Source organism: Comamonas koreensis (assembly GCF_014076495.1).
Lineage (GTDB): Bacteria > Pseudomonadota > Gammaproteobacteria > Burkholderiales > Burkholderiaceae_C > Comamonas > Comamonas squillarum.
Genome location: NZ_CP043575.1, coordinates 3,338,369 through 3,360,745, shown reverse-complemented (window position 1 = coordinate 3,360,745; position 22,377 = coordinate 3,338,369). Strand labels below are relative to the sequence as shown.

The 22,377-nt window shown below is 65.8% G+C and carries 13 protein-coding genes; 3 read left to right on the top strand and 10 right to left on the bottom strand.

Annotated elements, in window-relative coordinates; translation table 11 throughout:
• Positions 1–77: 77 nt before the first annotated feature.
• The 6 genes from F0Q04_RS15185 to F0Q04_RS15160 form a co-directional block, all read right to left on the bottom strand.
• The gene (locus tag F0Q04_RS15185) at positions 78–1,991 is read right to left on the bottom strand and encodes a TolC family protein (RefSeq protein WP_232539361.1); all 1,914 of its coding nucleotides are present in this window, start codon (positions 1,989–1,991) and stop codon (positions 78–80) included.
• Positions 1,992–1,994: 3 nt separating this feature from the next.
• The gene (locus F0Q04_RS15180) at positions 1,995–3,323 is read right to left on the bottom strand and encodes an HlyD family type I secretion periplasmic adaptor subunit (RefSeq protein WP_182341789.1); all 1,329 of its coding nucleotides are present in this window, start codon (positions 3,321–3,323) and stop codon (positions 1,995–1,997) included.
• Complete coding sequence (locus F0Q04_RS15175) at positions 3,320–5,194, bottom strand: peptidase domain-containing ABC transporter (RefSeq protein ID WP_182341786.1); 1,875 nt, start codon at positions 5,192–5,194, stop codon at positions 3,320–3,322. Before F0Q04_RS15175 ends, F0Q04_RS15180 begins: the two co-directional genes overlap by 4 nt.
• 299 nt (positions 5,195–5,493) lie before the next feature.
• Positions 5,494–7,029: a hypothetical protein gene (locus F0Q04_RS15170; RefSeq protein WP_182341782.1), complete on the bottom strand. Its 1,536-nt coding sequence runs from the start codon at positions 7,027–7,029 to the stop codon at positions 5,494–5,496.
• A 79-nt stretch (positions 7,030–7,108) separates the two neighbouring features.
• Positions 7,109–7,627: an OmpA family protein gene (locus F0Q04_RS15165; RefSeq protein ID WP_182341779.1), complete on the bottom strand. Its 519-nt coding sequence runs from the start codon at positions 7,625–7,627 to the stop codon at positions 7,109–7,111.
• Positions 7,628–7,730: 103 nt separating this feature from the next.
• Entirely contained in the window at positions 7,731–12,839 is a 5,109-nt protein-coding gene (locus F0Q04_RS15160; protein ID WP_182341777.1) for a hypothetical protein, read from the bottom strand.
• Positions 12,840–13,391: 552 nt separating this feature from the next.
• Between F0Q04_RS15160 and F0Q04_RS15155 the strand changes: the two genes are divergently transcribed.
• Positions 13,392–14,537: a tetratricopeptide repeat protein gene (locus F0Q04_RS15155; protein ID WP_198424325.1), complete on the top strand. Its 1,146-nt coding sequence runs from the start codon at positions 13,392–13,394 to the stop codon at positions 14,535–14,537.
• A 105-nt stretch (positions 14,538–14,642) separates the two neighbouring features.
• On the opposite strand, the gene F0Q04_RS15150 is transcribed toward F0Q04_RS15155, so the two are convergent.
• Complete coding sequence (locus tag F0Q04_RS15150; RefSeq protein ID WP_182341775.1) at positions 14,643–16,118, bottom strand: hypothetical protein; 1,476 nt, start codon at positions 16,116–16,118, stop codon at positions 14,643–14,645.
• Between the two features lie 404 nt (positions 16,119–16,522).
• Between F0Q04_RS15150 and F0Q04_RS15145 the strand changes: the two genes are divergently transcribed.
• Both F0Q04_RS15145 and F0Q04_RS15140 read left to right on the top strand, forming a co-directional pair.
• On the top strand, positions 16,523–17,851 hold the full coding sequence (locus F0Q04_RS15145; protein WP_232539360.1) for a tetratricopeptide repeat protein: 1,329 nt from the start codon (positions 16,523–16,525) through the stop codon (positions 17,849–17,851).
• Positions 17,852–17,920: 69 nt separating this feature from the next.
• Positions 17,921–19,255 (top strand): L,D-transpeptidase family protein, encoded by a 1,335-nt coding sequence (locus tag F0Q04_RS15140; protein WP_182341773.1) that lies wholly within the window; start codon positions 17,921–17,923, stop codon positions 19,253–19,255.
• A gap of 111 nt (positions 19,256–19,366) precedes the next feature.
• Here F0Q04_RS15140 and cydX read toward each other — a convergent pair whose 3' ends face one another.
• From cydX to F0Q04_RS15125, 3 genes are read right to left on the bottom strand one after another with little or no spacing between them, the layout of a single operon-like run.
• Entirely contained in the window at positions 19,367–19,501 is a 135-nt protein-coding gene (gene cydX, locus F0Q04_RS15135; protein ID WP_021025677.1) for a cytochrome bd-I oxidase subunit CydX, read from the bottom strand.
• A 29-nt stretch (positions 19,502–19,530) separates the two neighbouring features.
• The gene (gene cydB / locus F0Q04_RS15130; RefSeq protein ID WP_021025678.1) at positions 19,531–20,685 is read right to left on the bottom strand and encodes a cytochrome d ubiquinol oxidase subunit II; all 1,155 of its coding nucleotides are present in this window, start codon (positions 20,683–20,685) and stop codon (positions 19,531–19,533) included.
• 4 nt (positions 20,686–20,689) lie between these two features.
• The gene (locus F0Q04_RS15125) at positions 20,690–22,291 is read right to left on the bottom strand and encodes a cytochrome ubiquinol oxidase subunit I (protein ID WP_116924043.1); all 1,602 of its coding nucleotides are present in this window, start codon (positions 22,289–22,291) and stop codon (positions 20,690–20,692) included.
• Between the last annotated feature and the right edge of the window lie 86 nt (positions 22,292–22,377).

Genomic DNA, 22,377 nt, shown 5'->3' with positions numbered 1-22,377 from the left:
CTCTCCATTTACATAGCCCAGCTGAAAAACAGTGGCAGGCGTGGGCAAGCGCCTGTCGCTGTGGAAACCCGTACCTCTTACCAGCGTAGTGCGCGCGCTGCACCGGAGCCTTGCGGCTGGCTGAGCAGCTGCGTGTCCCATCGGTGGTCCAGGCGCAGCGGCAGGTGCTGCGCAGTCAAAACAGGGGGTGAGGTATAGGGGGTTCCAGGCCGGGCAGGGGCTGCGCGGCTGCCAGCCAGTGGCGCGGGGCCAGGGCTGGCAAAGGGGCGCTGCGCAGTGGCAGGCGCGGGGGCATTCGCAGAGCGCTGGGCAAAGAGCTGGTCGAGCCAGTGCTCGGGCAAGTCGCGGGGCAGCAACTGGCCGGTGGTGCGGGTCAGGCGCAATTCATTGATGCGCTGGTCATACATGGCGTCGGCTGCGTCCAGCATCAGGCGCTGTACGTCGAGCTGGGCATCGAGCACCTGCGAGAGGTTGCCCCGGCCCACTTCCAGGAGGCGCCGGTAGCCTTCAAAGGCGGCACTGGCTTCGCGCACGGCATCGCGCAGCTGGGCCTCGCGGGCGCGGCCTGCCTGCCAGCGGCCCCAGGCGGAGGACGCAGCCTCATGCACCTGGCGGCGCACGGCCTCTTGCTGGGCCTGCTGGGCCTGCAGCTCGCTGATGGCCTTGAGGATGCGGTCGCGCAGCTCAAAGCCATTGCCAAAGTTCCAGTTCAGCTCCACGCCGTAGCGGGTGCCTTCGGTGTAGAGCACGCTCTTGGGATCGCGCGTGTGCGAGACGACGGCGGCCACCGTGGGCCAGCGCTGGGCCTTGCTGCGCTCGACCTCGGCCTGGGCGCGCTCGATCAGGTGGCCGATCTCGCGCAGCTCGGCGCTTTGGTCCTCGGCAGCCAGCAGCGCCGCTTGCTCATTGGTCGGCACCCAGAAGCTGGGCACCTGGGGCTCGGGCAGCCAGGACAGGCTCGGGATGTAGTTGAAGAACCGGGTAAAGCGGGCCTGCGCATCGATGCGCTGGGCTTCCAGCGCGTTTTGCTGGGCCAGTGCGCTGGCGCGGCGCGATGCAGCCTGGCGCAGGTCATTGCGGCCCACGGCGCCCAGCTCCGCGCGGCGCTCTTCCACCCGGGCGAGCTGGCCGATGATCTCGGCCGACTCGGCGGCAATGCGGGCCTTGGTCTGGAAGCGGTGCAGCTCTAGCAAGGCCGACAGCGCATCGAGCAGCACATTCTGGCGCGTGGTGTAGAGGGCGCTGCCTTGCGCCGCTTCCATGGCCTGGGCCGCATCGATGCCGGCGCTGATGGCGCCGCCATCGAGCAGGTTCATGCGCACCTCGGCGTTCACCGCCGTGTACGAGCTGCGCCGCCCGCCCTGGGGCAGGGCCGCATTGCCGGCGGAGGTGCCCAGTTTGAAGCTGGGCCAGCGCGCGCCCTCAGCCGTGTGGGTGTCGTAGCCGGCTGATTCCACGGCGGCGCGCGCCTTGCGCACATCGGGGTGGTCGCTCAGCATCGTGTAGAGCGCTGTGAGCAGCTGCTGCTGGGACGCGTTGCCTGCAAGTGTGCCTGGCATCAGCTTGGGTGCCAGCTGCAGTGCGGCGGCAGGTGCGGTGCTGGCGGGAACGACGGGGGCGGCCGGCGTGGGAGCTGCCAGTTCTACGCTTGCGCTGGGTGCGGTGCTGCTGGCAAGCGCAGGCGCGCTATCGCGGCTTTCTGGCGCAGGTTCAGCCATTTGCACGCGCAGCGGCATCTCCAGCACCGGCATGGCGTCGGACTGGCTGGCCTCCTGCGCCGGCACGGTGCCATCGGAGAAGCCCTGCGCCTGCAGATCGCTGCTCGCCCAGGCCATGGTGAGCGCGCAGACAATCCCCCAGACCGAGGCGCCCTGCGGCTCGGCGCGCCCGGCGCAAGCCAGGCGTGGCTGGGCTGCCAGGTAGCGCGCGGGCAAGCTGGCCGCCTGGCCAAGCGGCGCGCTGCTAAGGGGTGCGGGGGCAAAGAGGCGCATCGCTCAAGGCTCCCGGAAAGCTTCGCTCTGGATATGCAGCACGGGGCGCAGCAAATACCAGATAAAGGGTTCACGGCCCAGCAGCAGATCGAGCTCGGCCTGCATGCCGGTGGTGATGCGGTTGTCCTTGCGGCCGACCCAGGGCTGGGCCAGGCTGGCCTGGATGCGGAAATACGACGGCGAATCGGGCACGTTCGGGTCGTGGTCGGCATCGGCCGAGACCAGGGTGACCTTGCCGGGCACAAAGCCATAGCGCAGGTAGTCGTAGGCGCTGACCTTGGCCTTGGTTTCCTGGCCAGCACGCACATAGCCCCGGTCGGCCGGGTTCAGGCGGGCCTCGACGATGACCTCGTCCTTGTCGGGCACGACTTCCAAAATCGCCTCGCCGGGCTTGACCACCCAGCCAGCGCCCGAGCTGCGCAGCCCTTTGACGACGCCGTCGGTCGGGGCCAGCACGACGGTACGGCTGCGCTGGTTGCGCGCGCGGGACAGGTCTTCGCTCAGGCTGAGCAGCTCGCGCTCGGTCTGGGCCAGCTCTTCGGAGGCACGGCGGCGGAACGCGCCCTGGGTTTCCAGAATCTTGGCCTGCGCCTGCTCGACCTTGGCGCGGTTGCTGACCAGGCTTTGCACGGCGGCGGCCAGGTCGGTGCGCACCAAGGTGAGGGCGCGCTGCTTGTCGAGCACTTCGAGCTGGCCAATCAGCTGCTCGGCCGCCAGCTGCTGGGCAATGCCGGCCTCTTGCTCATGCAGCGCCAGGCTGCTGCGCAGGCCGTCGATGCGGGCCTGGCTTTGCGCCACATCGCCCCGGGCCTGCAGCAGCATGGCCTGGCTCGAGGCCAGGCTGCCCTGGTATTCCAACGCCCGTGAGGAGAAGGCGCCCAGCTCGGCGCGAACAATCTTGCTCTCGAGCTCGCGCGGGAAATCCGTTGCCTTGAGCGCCAGGCCCTGGCTCTCTGCCGTGAGGCGCGTGCGGCTGGCTTGCGCGGTGGCGCTGCGGGCCGTCAACTGCTCCAGGTTCAGGCTGCTGCCGCCCAGGTCAATTTCGAGCAGCGGCTCGCCCTTGTGGACTTCCTGGCCTTCCTTGACATGGACGGTGGTGACGATGCCGCCTTCCAGATGCTGGACTGTCTGCACGCGGTCGGAGGGAATCACCTGGCCGCTGGCGACCACGACGTTCTCGACCGGGTAGAACAGGCCCACCAGCACCAGCACGCCCAAGGCGGCCAGCACGATGCGGCGCTGGTTGCGGCCGGGCTGGGGCGTGTCGGGAACCGGTGGCCGCTCCAGGTTTTGCAGCACCTGGGGCAGGTCGTGAAGGGAGCGGGCCGTCATGATGCCAACTCCTGGGCCTGCGCCGGGCCGGGTGCGGCCGATGGCTTGGCGGCAGCCGCGCTGCGCGATGCGGTGGCCTCGTTGGCAGCGGCCGCTGGCTTGCTGCTGACGCCAAAGAGCAGCGGCAGCATCTGCTCGGGCTGGCCCTGGTCCACCTGGCCGTCACCGCGCACATGGTAGATATGCTGGGCGAGCGAGGCTACGCGCAGCGAATGGGTGACGATGATGACCGTGTGCTTGGTCGCAATCTGGCGCAGGGTTTGCAGCAGCGCGGTTTCACTCTCGAAATCCAGGTCGTTGCTGGGCTCATCGAGAATCAGCACCGAGGGGTTGCGCAGGAAGAGCTGGGCCAGGCCGAGCTTGCGCAACTCGCCGGCTGACAGGCCCGCGCCGCCTTCGCCCAGGACAGTCTGGTAGCCCTGGGGCAGGCGGCTGATAAAGCTGTGCGCGCCCGACAGCTGGCAGGCCGCCAGAATCTGGCCGTCATCGGCATCGGGGCTGACCATGCGCAAGATATCGACAATGGGGCCGCTGAACCAGTAGGTTTGCTGTGCCAGGCAGCCGACCCAGCGGCCCAGGTCATTGCGCGGGAACTGCGCCATGTCGTACTCGTCGATCGAGATCGTGCCTTGCGTGGGCTGGTACAGGCCGGCGAGCAGCTTGGCCAGGGTGGATTTGCCCGCGCCATTGCGGCCCAGGATCGCATGGATGCCGCCGGGGCCGATCTGCAGCGACACCTGGTCCAGCGCCAAGTGGCCTGAAGGGTACTGGAAGCTGGCCTGCTCCAAGCGAAACACGCCGCGCGGGCGGGGCAGCGCAATGCGCTGGCTCTCGGGCTCCAGCGGCTCTTCCAGTGCTTTTTGCAGGCGGGCCGTGGCTTCGTTGGCACGGGCCAGCGAGCGCCAGTTGCTGGCCAGCTGGGCAATCGGGCCCAGGGCCTTGCCCGACAGCAGATTCACCGCCATCAGGCTGCCGATGCTCATCCACTGCGCATTGATGGCCAGCGCGCCCACGGTGATGACGGCGACCGAGAACAAGGTCAGCAGCACATGGCTGGTTTCCTTGGCGTTTTCCATCTCGCCGTTTTTGTCAAAGCTCTCGGCCAGCCATCGGTCATAGCCCGATTGCCAGGCCTGCTGGGCCGCTGCGTCATAGCCCAGCACCTTGAGGGTGCCGCGCGCATTGCAGATCTCGGCCGTGCCCCGGTCGAGCTGGCGCGCCTGCTCGACTTCTTCGACCCGGCCACTGCGCACCTCATCGGCCCACCACCAGGCCAGCACGCCCAGCACGACCATGGCCACCACGATCACCGGCAGCACGGGCCAGGCGATGATGCCGATCACGATCAGCGCGAGCAGAGCCATTGGCAGATCCAGCACCGAGGAGGCCACGCCGCCCGAGATGCACGAGCGCATCGAGCCGACATCGCGAAACAGCTGCAACCACTGCGTGGCCGAGCGCTGCTCCAAAGTGAGCAGCGGATGGGCCAGCATGGAGCGCATCAGGTTTTGGGAGACTTCGCGGTCGATCGTGGCGCCCGCTTCCCGCAGCGCACGGGCGCGCTTGCGGCGCAGGTACAGCTCCAGCGCCAGCATGCACAGTACGCCGGCCACCATGGCGGTGAGCGTAGCGGTGCCGCCGCGCGAGATGACACGGTTATAGACCTGCAGCAGGAAGATCGAGGGCAGCAGCCCGAGCAAGCTGATGGGCAGTGACAGCCAGACGGCCTGGTGCAAATGGCCTTTGGCATGGGCGAACGAGGTCGCCATGGCAGCAGCGAACGGGCTGGCCGTCGCCGCTTCGGCCTCCTGGGCCTGCGCCGTGGCTTCGGTGCGTGACACCAAGGCGCGGGGTAGCAGGTACTCGATCATGTTGGTCTCTCCCAATTCCTCTCAGCGATCCACTGTTGCGCTGCACAAATACACTATTTATTTATTGGTTTTTCTTATTAACTCGGAAACTCGACTGCGGTTTAGTCCGCCATTTCTTGTAATTTACTTTGATTTTTATCAAACATAGCGCGGAACGGCGATGGTAAGAAATTGTATTTTTTTATGACAAATGTCACCCGCCCAGATACTAAATATAGGGGTTATATAAATATTGGCGGAGCGGGAGTCTTAAAGCTTTTTTCTATGTGAATGTTCAACAAATTGAGGGTATTTGCTAATCAAAAATTAATTAATTGCGGAACAGCAATATGGTGAATCCACTGGTAAATACGCCAGTTGTTGGCCTGCAAAGGGTCTGCACCGGTAAATGGCTCAATAAAAGCGGCTTGCTCTCGCGCATCGGGCGCCATAAACATGGCCGCTTCGGGGTGGAGGTATTGCGGCAGCTGGGCTTGCAAGGTTTTGCGCAGCGCAGCCAGCCAACTGCAGCTTTGAAGGTGGCTGCGGGCCTGGACCAAGCCCGGTTGCAGGGCCAGCTCGGCCACCGCCACCACAGACCAATCGGGCTGCGCCGAGGAGGCGCCCCCATGGGCCAGCAGGTGCCACTGCAGCCAGTGCCGGGTCAGCGCTTCGAGCGCAGCCATCTCAGGCGTGGCCATGCTGGTGGTACTGGCGCTGCTGCCTAGGGCGGCGCCGGGTGGGGCGGATGGTGCATCGCTGGGCGCTGCGACCGCAGTGGATGCGCAGCCCAACGCACCCATGCAATCGGCATAGGCGGCCAGCGCCACCAGGCGCCAGGCGGGCGCCAATGCTGACGGTTTGGGCGTGGGCAGCGGTGGCTGCAAGTCGCTGTGCGCAGTCACGACCTTGCCGGGGGCCAGGCGCTGGGCCAGTTGGGCCATGACCGGCAGCACGCTGTCCAGCGGTTCGGTCTGCTGGCTTTGTGCATAGCGGGCCAGTACCAGCAGGCACAGCGCGTGGTGCAAGCGCTGCGTCCCATCTGCCTGGTGGCGTTGGATCTGCTGGCACAGCTGCTGCGCGGCACGGCCCAGCAGCTGGGACAGGCCGCGCTGCTGGGGGGGCGCCTCGCCCGTCTGCTGCTGGTAGCGCTGCTGCACCAGCAGCAGCGCATAGATGCGCGCGCAAAAGGCCTCCAGGCGTTCGTTGCTCCAGGGGCCGTGTGCTGGCTCGGGCACGGCCAGCGCCTGCAGCGTGGCGATGCTGGCCTCGCTCTGGAGCAAGGTGGCGCCGGTGGTCGGCAACGGGGGCGTGTCAGCGCGCGGCAGCTGCGTCAGACGGCCTTCGCTGTTGACAAACAGGCCTTGCAGATGCAGCAGCCAGTGCGCACGGGGCAGGCGGCCCGGCTGCTCGCCCATGCCAGGCAGCCATGCGCTCGGTGCCGGGGCTGTTGCCGACCAACGCTGGGGCGGCACCAGTTGCACCTGCTCGAGGCTCTCGTCGGCCAGCGCCCAGGCCGAGACCGCAGGGCGCTGGTTGGCCGGTGCGGCGCTGCCTTGCAGCGCACTGATGCGCGATGGCCAGTCAATGCGCAGCTCCAGGCAGTCGAGGTTGCGGCTCCAGGCCCATTGCCGCACCTGGGTGGTGCCGGCGCGCCAGGCCGCCTCCAGCGTGGCGCGGCGCACATAAAAGGTCGCCACAGGCTCTCCTGGTGTTGCCACGCTCAGCAGCAAGATGCAGTCGCCAAACGGCTCGGGCAGGGGGCTGGTGCGGGTCTTCAAATAGTCCAGGCCCAGGCCCAGTTGCTGGACCAGGCTGGCCTGTTTGTTCCAGCGGTGGGGTGCTTGGTGCGCCAACACATGTCCTCCAGGGGCTGAGACAAGGCAAGGGGGCAGGGCGATGCAGGACGCCATGCCAGGCCGGGGCAGAGGGCACTCAGCGGTATTCGAACTCCACCCGCCGGTTGCGCTGGTGGGCCTCTTCGCTGCTGCCGGTATCGGCCAGGCGTTCCTTGCCATAGCTCACGGCCTCGACACGGGCGGGGTCGACCCCCAGGGTCTGCAAGCTGCTGCGCACCGACTCGGCCCGTTTTTGGCCCAGCGCCAGGTTGTATTCGATGCCGCCGCGCGCATCGGTGTGGCCCTGCAAGGTCAGCGACTGGCCAGGGTGGCTGCGCATCCAGCGTGCATGGCTCTCCAGCACGGGGCGGTCAGCCGGGCGCACGGTATAGGAGTCAAAGTCGAAATACACGGTATGGGCCGTATCGGCCGGCCCTTTTTTGCCCGGCTGTGCGGTGGCAACGACTGGTGCCACGCCCGATTGGGCGGGCTCGGCCGAAGGCTTGGACAGCGCGTAATGGTGCTCTTCGCGTTTGGAGGTGGTGGAGCTGCTGCCGCAGGCCGCAAGGCCCAGGGCCAGCACAGCGGCGGCAGAAAGAGGGAGAAGTTTGAACATGGCAATCCTTGATGGGGCCCCGCGCTTGCCTGGAAACCAGGCAAGCGCTGCAGACCCATGGGGATGGAAGCGGGTCACTGATCAGCGCAGGGCGCGCTGTGCATCAGGCCAGTTGGTGGTGCAGCAGGTCCTGCGGCAGCACGCTGTGTGCATCGCCGCTGGCCACACTGCTGATGGCGGTGGCCACCGGCTGCAGCGCGCTGCCGGCCGTGCTGGCCACGAAGTGTGGGGCTGCCGTGCCGCCCAGCAAGCCACCGAGCACGCCGCTGCCGCCCAGCAGACCGCCTACGAGGCCGTGCTCACTGGTGATGCCCGAGAGCAGGCCGGTGTTGCCGCCGAGCAGGCCACCGACCACGCCGCTGTCACCCAGCAAGCCGCTGACCAGGCCCGTGTTGCCGGTCAGGCCGCCCAGCAGCCCCCCCGTTGCGCCGGTGCTACCCAGCACGCTGCCCAGTACGCCCTGGTCACCGAGCAGGCCGTCGACCACACCGCCCAGGCCCGCTGCTGCGCCGCCCGAGGTGGCGCCACCCAGCCCGGCCAGGACATCGTGTACGGCCGAGACCACCGGCTCCAGTGCCTGGCCCGTCTCCTGCGTCAGGCCATTGACCGCCGAGGTCACAACGCCCAAGGGGCCGCTGCTGGTGCTGGTCAGGTTTTCGACCACACTGGTCACCGGTGCCAATACGCCGCTTTGCGGATCCAGCAAGGTATCGACCACCGCGTTGACCGGCGCTGCGACGGTGCCGCCGACCAGATCACCGACCAGGTTCTGCGCCGTGGTCACAACACCGCTGCCATCGGCGCCGCCGGAGCCATTGCCCTGCAATCCGCCCAGCAGACCACCGTCACCAGTCAGGCCACCGAGCAGTCCGCCTTCGCCGGTGATGCCGCCCAACAGGCCGCCATTGCCGCCGACCACGCCACCCAGCAGACCACCGTCGCCGGTCAGACCGCCGAGCAGACCGCCTTCGCCGGTGATGCCGCCCAACAGGCCGCCATTGCCACCGACGACACCACCCAGCAGGCCACCGTCACCGGTCAGGCCGCCGAGCAGGCCGCCTTCTCCCGTCAATCCGCCCAGCAAGCCGCCGACCGCACCACTGGAGGTGCCGCCGCTCAGGCCCGCAATGACATCGTGTACGGCAGAGACGACCGGCTCCAGCGCCTGGCCAGGCACTTGGGTGAGCCCATTGGCCACCGAGGTCACGACACCCAAGGGGCCGCTGCCGCTCTGGGTCAGGCCTTCGACAATGATGGTCACCGGTGCAAGGACGCCACCTTGTGGATCCAGCAGGGTATCGACCACCGCGTTGACCGGCGCTGCGACGGTGCCGCCAACCAGGTCACCGACCAGGTTCTGTGCCGTAGTGACTACACCGCTGCCATCGGCACCGCCGGCGCCATTGCCCAGCAATCCGCCGAGCAGACCACCGTCACCGGTCAGGCCACCAAGCAGGCCGCCTTCACCGGTCAGACCATCCAGCAGGCCGCCGTTGCCGCCAATGACACCGCCCAGCAGGCCACCGTCACCGTTCGAGCCGCCGAGCAGGCCGCCTTCTCCAGTCAGGCCGCCGAGCAAGCCGCCGACTGCGCCACCAGAGGCGCCGCCGCTCAGACCTGCGACGGCATCGTGCACGGCAGAGACGACCGGCTCCAGCGCCTGGCCAGGCAACTGGGTCAGGCCATGGGCCACCGAGGTGACGGCGCCCAGCGGCCCGCTGCCGGTATGGGTGAGACTTTCTACCACGCTGGTCACAGGGGCCAATGCGCCGCTTTGTGGGTTGAGGAGGGTATCGACCACGGTATTGACCGACGCTGCGGCCGTGCCGCCGACCAGATCGCCGACCAGGTTTTGTGCCGTAGTGATTACGCCACTGCCATCGGCGCCGCCGGAGCCGGAGCCCAGCAATCCACCCAGCAGACCACCGTCACCGGTCAAGCCACCGAGCAGCCCACCTTCACCAGTGAGGCCGCCGAGCAGGCCACCGTTTCCGCCGACAACGCCGCCCAGCAGACCACCGTCGCCGGTCAGGCCCCCCAGAAGGCCGCCTTCACCGGTCAGGCCGCCCAGCAAGCCGCCATTGCCGCCGGTGAGGCCTCCCAGCACACCGCCGACCACGGTGCCAATCAGGCCACCGCCCAGTCCGCCGCCGGCACCACCGTCGCCGATGCTGCCCAAGCCGGCAATCAGCTCGTTCAAGGCACCAATGACCGGTTGCAGCCCTTGGCCTTCGACCTGGGTCAGGCCACTGACCAGCTCGGTCAATACACCCAGCGGGCCGCCTTCGACCGAGGTCAGACCTTCGAGCACCGAGGTCACCGTGGCGAGGGTGCCCGTACCGGGGTTGAGCAGGCTGTCGAGCAACTGGCCGACGGGTTCGGCCACGGTGCCGCCCAGCAGGTTGTCGACGACATCCTGCGCCGTAGTCACCAGGCCGCCATCGGTGGCGCCGCCACCCGGGACCAGGCCGCCCAGCACACCGCCGACGATGCTGCCGATCAGGCCACCGCCCAGGCCTCCACCCAAGCCGCCTTCACCGATGCTGCCCAGCCCGGCAATCAGCTCGTTCAAGGTGCCGATCACAGGCTGCAGGGCTTGGCCTTCCACCTGGGTCAAGCCGCTGACCAACTCGGTCAGCACACCGAGCGGACCGCCGTCGACCGAGGTCAAGCCTTCCAGCACGGAGGTGACCGTGGCGAGCGTGCCGCTGCCCGGGTTGAGCAGGCTGTCGAGCAACTGGCCCACCGGCTCAGCCACCGTGCCGCCCAGCAAGCCATCTACGACATCCTGCACCGTGGTGACCAGCCCGCCATCGGTGGCGCCGCCGCCAGGCACCAGGCCGCCCAGCACACCGCCGACGATGCTGCCAATGATGCCGCCGCCCAGGCCGCCTTCACCCACATTGCCCAGGCCGGCAATCAGCTCGTTCAAGGTGCCGATGACGGGCTGCAGCGCCTGGCCTTCGACCTGGGTCAGGCCACTGACCAGCTCGGTCAATACACCCAGCGGGCCGCCGTCTACCGAGGTCAGGCCTTCGAGCACCGAGGTGACGGTGGCGAGGGTGCCGTTGCCGGGATTGAGCAGGCTGTCGAGCAATTGACCCACAGGCTCTGCCACGGTGCCGCCCAGCAGGCCATCGACAACCTCTTGGACCGTCGTGACCAGGCCGCCGTCGGTGGAACCACCGCCAGGCACCAGGCCGCCGAAGATGCTGTCGACGATGGAGCCGATCAGGCCGCCGCTGATACCACCTTCACCAATGCTGCCCAAGCCGGCAATCAGTTCGTTCAAGGTACCAATCAGCGGCTGCAGCGCCTGGCCGTCCACTTGGGTGAGGCCATGGACCAACTCGGTCAAGACACCCAGGGGGCCGCCTTCGACACTGGTCAGGCCTTCGAGCAAACCGGTCACGGTTGCAAGCGTGCCATCGGTCGGGTGCAGCAGGCTGTCGATCAACTGGCCCACCGGCTCTGCCACCGTGCCGCCGAGCAAACCGTCCACCACGTCTTGCACCGTGGTCACGATGCCGGGGCCGTCCGTACCACCGGGCGGCGTGCCGGAGCCGCCGCCCAGCAAGCCGCCCAGCAGACCACCCACGCCCGCAAGCAGCTCACCGAGCGGGCTGTTCTCACCGAGCAGACCGCCCAACACCTGGTTCACCAGACCGGGAATGCCTTCGGTCGATGTGGGATCGCCCAGACCTGCGATCAGCTGGTTGAGCGTGGAAACCAGCGGCTCCAGCCCTTGGTCCTGGATATTGACCAGGCCATCGACCAGCTCGGTCAGCACACCCAGAGGGCCACCATTGGTGTTCGTCAACTGCTCCAGCACGCTGGTCACCACCGCGAGGGTTCCCGTCGATGGGTTGATCAGCGAATTGACCAGATCCGTGACGGGCGCCACCAAGGTGCCACCGCCCAGCGCGCCCAGTACGTCCTCGACCGAGGTGATCAGGCCATGGCCGTCCGTAGGATCGGTGGGGTTGGTCGGATCCGTAGGATTGGTCGGGTTGGTTGGATTCGTTGGATCCGTCGGGTTGGTTGGATTGGTCGGGTTCGTGGGATCCGTTGGGTTAGTCGGATTGGTAGGGTTGGTAGGGTCCGTGGGGTTCGTAGGATTGGTTGGATTGGTGGGATCCGTAGGGTTGGTCGGGTTCGTCGGATTGGTGGGATCCGTGGGGTTGGTCGGGTTGGTAGGATTCGTCGGATTGGTAGGGTCCGTCGGATTCGTAGGGTTGGTGGGGTTGGTCGGATTGGTGGGATCCGTGGGGTTGGTTGGATTGGTCGGGTTCGTAGGATCCGTCGGGTTCGTCGGATTGGTGGGGTTCGTAGGGTTGGTCGGATTCGTGGGATCCGTAGGATTGGTTGGATTGGTCGGGTTCGTAGGATCCGTCGGATTGGTCGGATTCGTTGGGTTAGTCGGGTTCGTTGGATTGGTGGGGTTGGTCGGATTCGTTGGGTTCGTAGGGTTTGTGGGGTTCGTTGGATTGGTAGGGTTGGTCGGATCCGTGGGATTGGTCGGATTCGTTGGGTTGGTGGGATCGGTGGGGTTGGTCGGATCCGTAGGACTGGTGGGATCCGTCGGGTTGGTAGGGTTGGTCGGATTGGTCGGATCCGTGGGGTTGGTGGGGTTCGTTGGATTGGTGGGGTTGATGGGCGGCGTCCGGTCGTCGTCATCGTCGCCGCTGTCCAGCGCCGCAGCAATCAGCGCGCCGCCACCAATGCCCACCAGGCCGGCGAGCAGAAAATCGCCCAAGGTAGAGCCACCGGCTTCGGCCGTTTCCTGGGTCACCACCAGGCCCAAGGCGTCGGTGTCGTCCCCGGCAGGGGCCACATCGACCTTGCCCGAGGCCAGATCCAGTGCCATCGCGCCTGTGCCGTCGGCGCCTGCCTGGTAGCCCAGCGTGGCCTCGGTGCCGCCCGCAAACGTGCCCACGAGCTTCTGGCCACCGGCACCGCTGAACTGCGCCTGCGCGCTCCCATCGGCTGGCACGATGATCTTGTCACCCACTTGCAAGGCCGTGCCTGCGGGGGCCGCCATCGTCTGGCCATCCCGCACAATCTGCACGCCGGCGCTGGCCTGGGACAGGGTGGCAGGCGTGCCTTTGGCCGATGCGGCCATCGCTGCGCCGCTGCCGGTTTGGGACGCCATGCCGTGGGTGGCCAGTGCGGCAGCTGCGGTATTCGAGGGGAGGGCGGTGGAGGTGGTCATTTTCTCTGTCCTGTAGAAAATTGAAATATCAAACGCAAGGGCTCCGATTTGCCTCGCGAGGCTTATCTGGGCGGAGACTGTGCAACTTGCGTGCCATGGATTTGTTTTTTATCTGCGTTCTTTTGGTATTTCATAAGTCATTGAAATTCATGAATAAATATATTTATTTGCAGATGAATCGCAGTTTAAAAACTATGGCCCGATCAGGCGTTTAAGCAATGTCCAATGTTGTTCCCTCCGGCGTTACGTAACGTTCTGCCGTTACGCTGGAGCATTTCCGTCAATATTTGCTGCGTCGCTGTTAAATAGGATTTAAATCATGATCCTCTGGTATCCATAAAAATTTACATAATGAATCAGGTGCCGGGCTCGCATACTATTTCTGCTGTCTCTTGCCGCATGAGTGTTTCTCCTGGTCACTGCTGCGCCGGCTTAAAGAAGCTGTTCAAAGAATCTCGTTGTATTTCCCCTGTTTCCATGACTTTTAAAAAGCCATCTATGCGCATCGCGTCTCGTCACTTCTCTCCCCCTCTCTGGTTAAGGCAGGCACGGTTGCCAAAGTTGGTGGCTGCGCTGTGCGCAGGCGGTACGGCCGTATTGCTGGCACTGCCCGCCCATGCCGCACGGGAGGTGGATGCCGTAGCCCAGCTGCTGGAGCAGGGCCAGACCGCGCAGGCGGCGGCGCAGGCCGACCAGTTTTTGCAGCTCAATCCCCAGGACGCCGAGATGCGCTTTTTGCGCGGCGTGATTGCCACCGAGCAAAAGCAGCAGACGCAGGCCATCCAGATCTTTTCGGCGCTGGCACGCGACTACCCGGCCATGCCCGAGCCCTACAACAACCTGGCCGTGCTGTATGCCGCCCAGGGGCAGGACCGCAAGGCTGTCGATGCGCTGGAGCAGGCCATCCGTGCCCAGCCCGGCTATGCCACCGCCTATGAAAACCTGGGTGATCTGTATGCCCGCATGGCCAGCCAGTCCTACGGCAAGGCCTTGGAGCTGGACAGCGCCCGCCAGGGCGTTGCGCCCAAGCAGGCGCTGATCGCGCAGATTGCGCCGGGCGGGACTGGGGCGGCTGTGCCAGTGACAGCGGTGGCAGCAGCCGCGCCGCAGTCTGCCGCTGCAGTGGCCCCCACCCCGAGCTTGACCCCGGTGCAAGCTGCGGCTGCGGTGCCTGCACCTGCAACCGAGCCTGTGGTGGCAGAGCGCATATCCTCGGCAACCCCGCTGCAGCTGGCCGCGGCAGAGGCGGCACGGTCATCGGCCAAGTCATCGGACAGGCCAGCAGCCAGTGCCGCCGCCAAAGCAGGCCCGGCGCCGGATGCCGTGCCTGCCAGCACGGCCTCGCAGACGCCAGATAACTCCCCAGCAGCGGTGGAGGCTGCCGTGCAGGCCTGGGCCCAGGCCTGGGCGCAGCAAGATATGGATACCTATCTAGGCGCCTACAGCCCCGCCTTCAAACCCGCCGACGGCAGCAGCCTGGCGGCATGGAAGCAGTCACGCCGCCAACGCATTGAGGGCAAGCGCGAGATCAGCGTGGCGCTCAGCGATGTGCAGGTGACCGTCGACGGCGCCCGCGCCACGGCCCGCTTTGTGCAGGCCTATGCGGCAGGCGCGCTCAAGAGCAACTCCCGCAAGACCTTGGTGCTGCAGCCCGAGCAAGGCCAGTGGCGCATTGTGAGTGAGACGGTGGGGCGTTGATCGAGCCCGCTGAATACAGCCAAGGCGCCTGCCCTTTTGGAGCAGGCGCCTTGGTTTTGAAGGTGCAAAGGGCGGTTGTGCCAGGCGCTGCGGCTGGCCGGGTATCTATGGCGCTAATGAGCGTGCCTGCGACAGGTTGGCAAAGCTCACCGCCGCGCTGATGGTGATCAGCAGCTGGCTGGCCACGCGGCAGTCGGTAACGGGCGCCTGCAGTACGCCGCTGCTCCAGCGCTGGCGGCCGGCTTGCGTATGGGGCAGCTTGGGCCAGACCATGCGTTGGTAGCAGGTCTTGAACAGCGACTGCATGCCCGAGAAAAACTGGCTGCGCTGGGCATGGCTGGCAAACAGCGGTTGGCCATGCTGCAAAGAGCATTCCATCAGCGCGGCAGACACCCAGGGCTCGGGGTGCAGCTTGCTGTGTTCCTGGTCCTGCGCCAGGGCCTGCAGCTGCTGCCAGGCGGCATGCAGCCATGGGCTGTCGCCGTCTGCAGCGGGGCTGCCAGTGGCAGCTTGCAGGTCCGAGGGCTGCTGCCCACTCTTTTGCAGGCTCTGCAAGGCCAACTGGGCCCAGGGGGCGGTGGCACCTGCGCCGCGTACGGCCTTGCCATGGAGCTGCTGGGACAGCAGGCCGATCAGGTCGCGCAGCGGTGTGGCGCAGCCGGCGCCCGGGTAGAGGTGGACATACTGCACCAGCACGATCAGGCTCATGGCCTTGAGCAGGTCGCTGCCGCATTCATGCAGGCTCCAGCGCTGCATCTGCTCGGCCTGGTAGGCGATGGCACGGTGCACGGTCATCGACGAGCTTGGCGTTGGCGCGCTTTGGCGCTGGGTGAGCAGCAACGCATAGGTGATGCCCAGGTGGTCGACCAAGGTGCTGGCTTTGGGCCAGCTGCCGTCTTCGCTCTGGCTGCGGGCCAGCAACTCCTGCGTGGCCTGGTAGATGGCCGAGGCCGCGCTGCCGTGGCTGCTGCGGGGTGACAAGGGGTCGTGGCGGGGAAGGGTGCGCATCTCTCCGAGCGGGCTGATGTGCAGGCCTTCGAGCAGCAGTTGCCAGCGGCCCAGGGTGCTGGCGGGCACTGGATCGCTCAGCAGCTGCAGGCGGGCGAGTGCGCGCGTCATGCGGTGGCTGAGCAGCGCCAGCATCTCGGCGCGCTCCTGCGCGCTGTCGGCCAGGCTCCAGGACTGGCGCAGATCGGCCAGCGCATCCTGCGGCTCATCGCCGGGCAGCGGCAGCACGGCGGTCGCCCAGTCAATGCGCAGTTCCACGCCGGTGGCATTGAACGCCCAGGCCCATTGCCGCATGCGCGCTGCGCCCTCCGTCCAGGCCTCGGCAACGCTGGGCTGCTGGATGCTGAAGCTGGTGATGGGCAGGTTCTGCGCGGTGATGGTGAAGAACATCAGGCAGCCGTCATAGGGCTTGGGCAGATCCACCGCCTGCTGCGCCACAAAGCGCGCTGCCAGGCTCAGCTGGTGGGCCAGGCCGGGTGCGCAATGCACCTCCATGCACAGATGGCGCTCCTGCGCTTCATCAAACAGCGTCTCGCAGACCTCTGGGCTGAGCAAGGGGGCGTTGTGGGTCATTTGCAGGTCTCCGGTCTGGGGGCTGGCCTCAAGGGCAAATGCCCAGGCCTTGTCTTCATGAGTGCAACTCCTGTGCCAACGCGAAAACCGGCAGCTGTTACCTCTGTGAAATTTATTAGATCATTGTTTTAAATGAGTATTTTTATTTTTCGTACGCCATAGGTGCGGCGTAAAAGGCAGTTTTGCTCCAGTTGTTACGGAGGTGTTACGTAACGTTCGTCCTTTGTGGGGGGAGCGTTTCGCCGCCCGGCAGCCAGCCCTTGGCGCAGGCAGGGTCTGTATAATCGGCCGGTTTTTGGCGCGCGCCAGGCGGGGCTTTTTCTGCCAACGGATGTGTGTACAGATACGCAAGATTTCTGGCTGTTTTCTGCGGCTTTTGGTCCACTGCAACGAGAAAATCCCCCATGCAAAGTGCTTTCCCAGCGCGCTCTACCCTGCGATCCCTGGTGCCCGTCCTTTTTCGCCAGCGCTGGGCGGCGGTCTGCGTAGGTGTGCTGATGGGGGGCGCTGCGCTGCAGGCGCAAGCCGCGCCCACGTCGCCTGCATCGCCCGCTGTGGCGGAAGTGAGCCAGTTGCTGCAGCAGGGCAAGGCAGCGCAAGCCGCCAAAGAGGCCGATGCCTACCTGCGCAAGCAGCCCGGCGATGTGGAAATGCGCTTTTTGCGCGGCGTGATCGCGACCGAGCAAAAACAGCATGCACAGGCGATCAAGATCTTCCAGGAGCTGACCCGCGATTACCCCGGCATGCCCGAGCCCTACAACAACCTGGCCGTGCTGTATGCCGCTGATGGCCAGGACCGCAAGGCCGCGCAGGCGCTGGAGCAATCGATGCGCACCAACCCCAGTTACACGACGGCGCATGAAAACCTGGGCGACCTCTACGCCCGCATGGCCAGCGATGCCTATGCCAAGGCGCTGCAGCTCGAAGGCGCGCCCAAGCAGACGGCCCCCCAGCTGGCGCTGATCACGCAGATTGTCCCGGCCTCGCTCGCCAACGGAAAGAACGCGCTGGTGCAGGCCCGAGCCGATGTGCCGCCCAAACCGGTGGCGCCCCCGCCACCGCCGCCAGCACCTGCGCCTGCGCCGGTGTCAGCGCCCGCACCAGCACCAGCCCCTGTTGCAGCGCCCAAACCGCCTGCGCCTAGCCCTGCACCGGCTGTTGTAGCCCAAGCGGCATCCACGCCGGTTCCGGCGCCCAAGGCGGCTCCGGCACCTGCGCCCACGCCAGCAGCCGCTCCGGCGCCTGTGCCTGCTGAGCCCGCCAAGGCTGTGGCAGCCAGTGCTGTGGCAGCCAGTGCTGTGGCAGCCAATGCTGTGGCAGCCAGCGCCGCCGCCCCAGCCGCCAAACCGGCAGCACCTGTGGCCGAGACCAAGCCCAAGCCAGCGCGTGATACCGCCAAGCTCGATGTGGAGCGCGCCGTCAACAGCTGGGCCACGGCTTGGGAGAAGAAGGACATGCCCGGCTACCTGGCCGCCTACAGCGACCATTTCAGCCCAGCCGGTGGCGGCAGCCTCAGTGCCTGGAAGGAAGAGCGGCGCCAGCGCATTGTCGGCAAGCAAGCGATTGTGGTGAATGTGCGCAATCTGCAGGTCAGCGTGGAGGGCGAGCAGGCAACAGCCAAGTTCCGCCAGTACTATGCGGCCGGCGCGCTCAAGACCACCACCCGCAAGACCTTGGTGATGCGACTGGAAAAAGGCCATTGGCGCATCATGCGCGAGACCACGGGCGGCTGATCGCTCCGCGCTGCACAGGCTATGATCGGCGCTGGTCCGCACAGAAGTCAGTTGAAGGAATCACAGGCTATGCCTTTTTGCAAGCAGTTTTGGCGCTCGGGCGTTGGTGCAGCCGTGGTGGCCGCGGCAGGTGCGGCGCTGGCTGCTGGCTCGCCGGCCACGCCGCGCGCTGCTGCCCAGGCAAAGACGGCCGCTGCCGCCAAGGCCCGCCAGCCCGATGCCGAAGAGCGCCTGGTGCAGATCATTGCGCTGGTGCAAAACCAGCAGCTGGACCAGGCCCTCAAGGCCGCCGCCAGCCTGACGGCCGATGTGCCGCATTTTCAGGCCGCGCAGCTGGTGTATGCCGATCTGCTGCGTTTTCGCTCCGGCCAGCCCGGGGCATTGACGCCCGCTGCGGTGGCCCAGCGCGCCATGGTGCTGCCCGTTAAACATATACCCCTGCCGCAGGCCGGCGCAGCGGTGCCGCCCACGCCCGCTGCCAACGCCCAGGGCGGGCAGACCCTGGAGCAGCTCCAGGGTCTGCAGGACGAGATCCGCCGCCGCATGCAGGGTGCCCAATCGCTGCCGGCCGCCGGTCAGGTGCCTGCGGAGTTTCTGTCGCTGTCACCCTCGGTGCGCCAGGTCATCGCCATCGATGCCAGCCAGTCGCGCCTCTACCTGCTGCGCCATGACCAAGGCCAGCTGCAGCTTGTCGACAGCTTCTATGTCTCCGTCGGCAAGCTGGGGGTGGGCAAGCTCGAAGAGGGCGACCAGCGCACCCCCGAAGGCATCTACTTTATTGGCCGCCAGATTGCCGGCCAGCGCCTGCCCGAGTTCTATGGCAAGGGTGCTCTGACCCTGAACTACCCCAATGACTGGGACAAGGCCATGGGCCGCTCGGGCAGCGGCATCTGGCTGCATGGCGCGCCGCCGGACCAGTTCGCCCGCCTGCCGCAGGCCAGCGATGGCTGCGTGGTGCTGGCCAACCCCGATCTGATTGCACTGATGCGCACGGTGGACAAGCTGACGCCGGTGCTGATCCGCGAGAAGCTGCAGTGGGTGGCGCCAAGCGATGCCTCGCACCGCCAGAGCACCGACGCTTTCACGGCCGTGCTGCAGCAGTGGCACCAGGCCTGGATGCAGGACGACCCCCAGGGCGCCTTGCAGCTGGCCACGCCGCAATGGACGGCCTCGTCCGAAGGCCAGGCCTGGCATACACGCATGGCCGCGCTGTTCAAGGGCCGCAGTGTGGAGCTGCAGGACATCTCTACCTACGGCTGGAAAGACCACAAGGGCGAGATTCGCGTGGCCAACCTGAAGCTCAAGAGCCGCGAACAGGCGCAGCCCTTGTCGCTGCGCCAGTACTGGCGCAAGGTGGGCAAGGACTGGCGGCTGTTCTCCGAAGATCTGCAAAACCAGGGCTGATCACTCTTAGAACAGGTTCTTAGCCCATAGCAAAAGGCCCAAACCAAGGTTTGGGCCTTTGTGCGTTGAGAGCCGTGGCGCTGTGCCAGGCTCAGGGGCTTGTGCCGCAGCTCAGTGCTGCGAGTCCGGGTCGTCCAGCAGCTGCTGGCGCAGCTTCTGGTCTTCGGTCATCTCAAACCACATGGCGTTGAGCACCGCAAAGGCGGCGGCCAGCGGCAGGCCGAGAATCCAGGAGAAATACCACATAATCGAATCCTTTCTGTGTGCAGCGGCGCTCAGTAAGCGTGGCCGTTGCCGTCGTTGATGTCCTTGGCATTGACCTTGCCCCAGAGGACCGAGTAGACCCAGCTGGTGTAGGCCAGGATCAGCGGCATGAAGATGAGGGTGCAGACCAGCATGATGAACAAGGTCATGTGGCTGGACGACGAATCCCAGACCGTGAGGCTAAAGCGCGGGTCCACCGACGAGGGCAGGATCATCGGGAACATCGAAGCGCCCACGGTCAGGATGATGCCGGCAATGCCCAGGCCGCTGGTGATCATCGCCAGGCCATCCTTGCGGGCACGGATCAGCACCGCTGCGATCAGGCAGCCCAGCACGCCGAGAATCGGCGCAGCCATCGTCCAGGGGTGCTGCTGGTAGTTCTGCATCCAGGCGCCGGGCGCGTGGGCTGCGGTCTTGAACAGCGGGTTCGATGGGCCGGTGGTGTTCAGCGCCGAGGTGATGCTGTAGCCGTCAACAAACTTCCACAGCACGATGCCGGCGAGCACGAACAGCACAGCAGTCACAACCGCCGAGATGCTGCCCACGGTGCGGGCACGGGCGGCAATGGCGCCTTCAGTCTTGATGCACAGCCAGGCCGCGCCATGCATCAGCAGCATGGTGACGGAGATGAGGCCAGCGAGGATCGCGAAGGGGTTGAGCAGGCCAAAGAAGCTGCCGTCGTAGTGGATATAGAGCTCAGGCGTCAGGCGGAAGGGCACGCCCTGGAGCACATTGCCCATGGCCACGCCGCAGATCAGCGCGGGGATAAAGCTGCCGGCAAACAGCGCCCAGTCCCAGCGGCTGCGCCAGGCGGGGGACTCGTTCTTGCTGCGGTACTTGAAGGCGACCGGGCGCAGGATCAGACCGATCAGGATCACGAACATGGCCAGGTAAAAGCCCGAGAAGGACACCGCATAGAGCTGCGGCCAGGCGGCAAAGATGGCGCCACCGCCCAGCACCAGCCAGACTTGGTTGCCTTCCCAGGTAGGGCCCACGGCATTGATGATGACGCGGCGCTCCAGGTCGTTCTTGCCCAGGAAGGGCAGGAGCATGCCGGTGCCCAGGTCAAAGCCATCCATCACGGCAAAGCCGATCAGCAGCACGCCCAGCAGGACCCACCAGATGACACGCAGGGTGTCGTAGTTCAAAAGTGTATGCAAGATCATGGTGTTACTTTCCCGAATAGGTGGGTTGCGCCGTGGCGATCGAGGCATAGCTCAGCGGCTGCGGATCGCGCTGCTCGGGCTCGAGCTCGGGGCCCTTTTGGATGGCCTTGAGCATCAGCTTCATCTCGATGATCAGCAGCACCGTGTACAGCGCCACAAAGCCGAGGATCGTGATCAGCAAGGTGGTGACGCCCAGGTTGGACGCGGCCACAGCGGTGGGCAGCACGCCTTCGATGATCCAGGGCTGGCGGCCAAACTCGGCCACGAACCAGCCGCACTCGATCGCAACCCAGGGCAGCGGAATGGACCATACCGCCACCCACAGCAGCCAGCGGCGGTTTTCCAGCTGGTGGCGCGAGGCGAGGTAGAAGAATGCAGCCGTCAGCACGATGAAGAACATGCCCAGCGCGACCATGATGCGGAAGGTCCAGAACAGCGGAGCCACCTGCGGAACCGTGTCCCAGGCCGCCTTGGCGATCTGTGCGTCGCTGGCCTGGCGCGGGTCATCGACATAGCGCTTGAGCAGCAAGGCATAGCCCAGCGACTTGCCATTGGCCTCGAACTGCTCCTTGAGCTCGGGCGAGATCGTGGTCGTCGAGCCGGCATCGCGAATCTTCTCCAGCGCGTCATAGGCCTTGATACCGTCGCGGATCAGCACCTCGGCGTGCTTGACCAGGTCGTTGATGCCCTGCAGCTCGGTATCGAGCGAGCGCGTGCCGATCAAGCCCATCGCCCATGGGATATGGATCGCGTAATGGGTCTCGCGCGCTTCCTGGTCAGGAAAGCCAATGGCGGTGAAGGCGGCCGGTGCAGGCTCGGTCTCCCACATCGCTTCAATGGCAGCGAGCTTCATCTTCTGGTGCTCGCCCGACAGGTAGCCGGACTCATCACCCAGCACCACGACTGACAGTGAGCCGGCCAGGCCAAAGGCGGCGGCCACCGTCATCGAGCGCTTGGCCAGCGCCACATGGCGGCCCTTGAGCAGGTACCAGGCCGACACGCCCAGCACAAAGATGGCTGCGCAGACATAACCGGCAGAGACGGTGTGCACAAACTTAGCCTGCGCCACCGGGTTGGTGAGCACGGCGGCGAAGTCATTGACTTCCATGCGCATGGTCTGCGGGTTGAAGACCGCGCCCACCGGGTTCTGCATCCAGCCATTGGCGATCAGAATCCACAGCGCCGACAGATTGGTGCCCAGGGCCGTGAGCCAGGTGACGATCAAGTGCTTGACCGGCGAGAGCTTGTCCCAGCCAAAGAAGAACAGACCGACAAAGGTCGCCTCCAGGAAGAAGGCCATCAGCCCTTCGATGGCCAGCGGGGCGCCAAAGATGTCGCCCACATAGTGGCTGTAGTAGCTCCAGTTCATGCCGAACTGGAACTCCATCACCAGACCGGTCGCCACGCCGATGGCGAAGTTGATGCCAAAGAGCACGCCCCAGAACTTGGTCATCTGGCGCCAGATGACACGCCGCGTCATCACATAGACCGTCTCCATGATGGCGATCAGCATGGACAGCCCCAGGGTCAGGGGAACGAAGAGAAAGTGGTACAGGGCTGTGAGTGCAAACTGCAATCTTGATAGCCCGACGATGTCGAGATCCATGAACTGGTCCTTCCGTGTTGTAAGTGCTCGATCTGGTAGAAAAACTACGTGGGTTCCAAACTGACAAATACCTGTGTTGCGTGAAC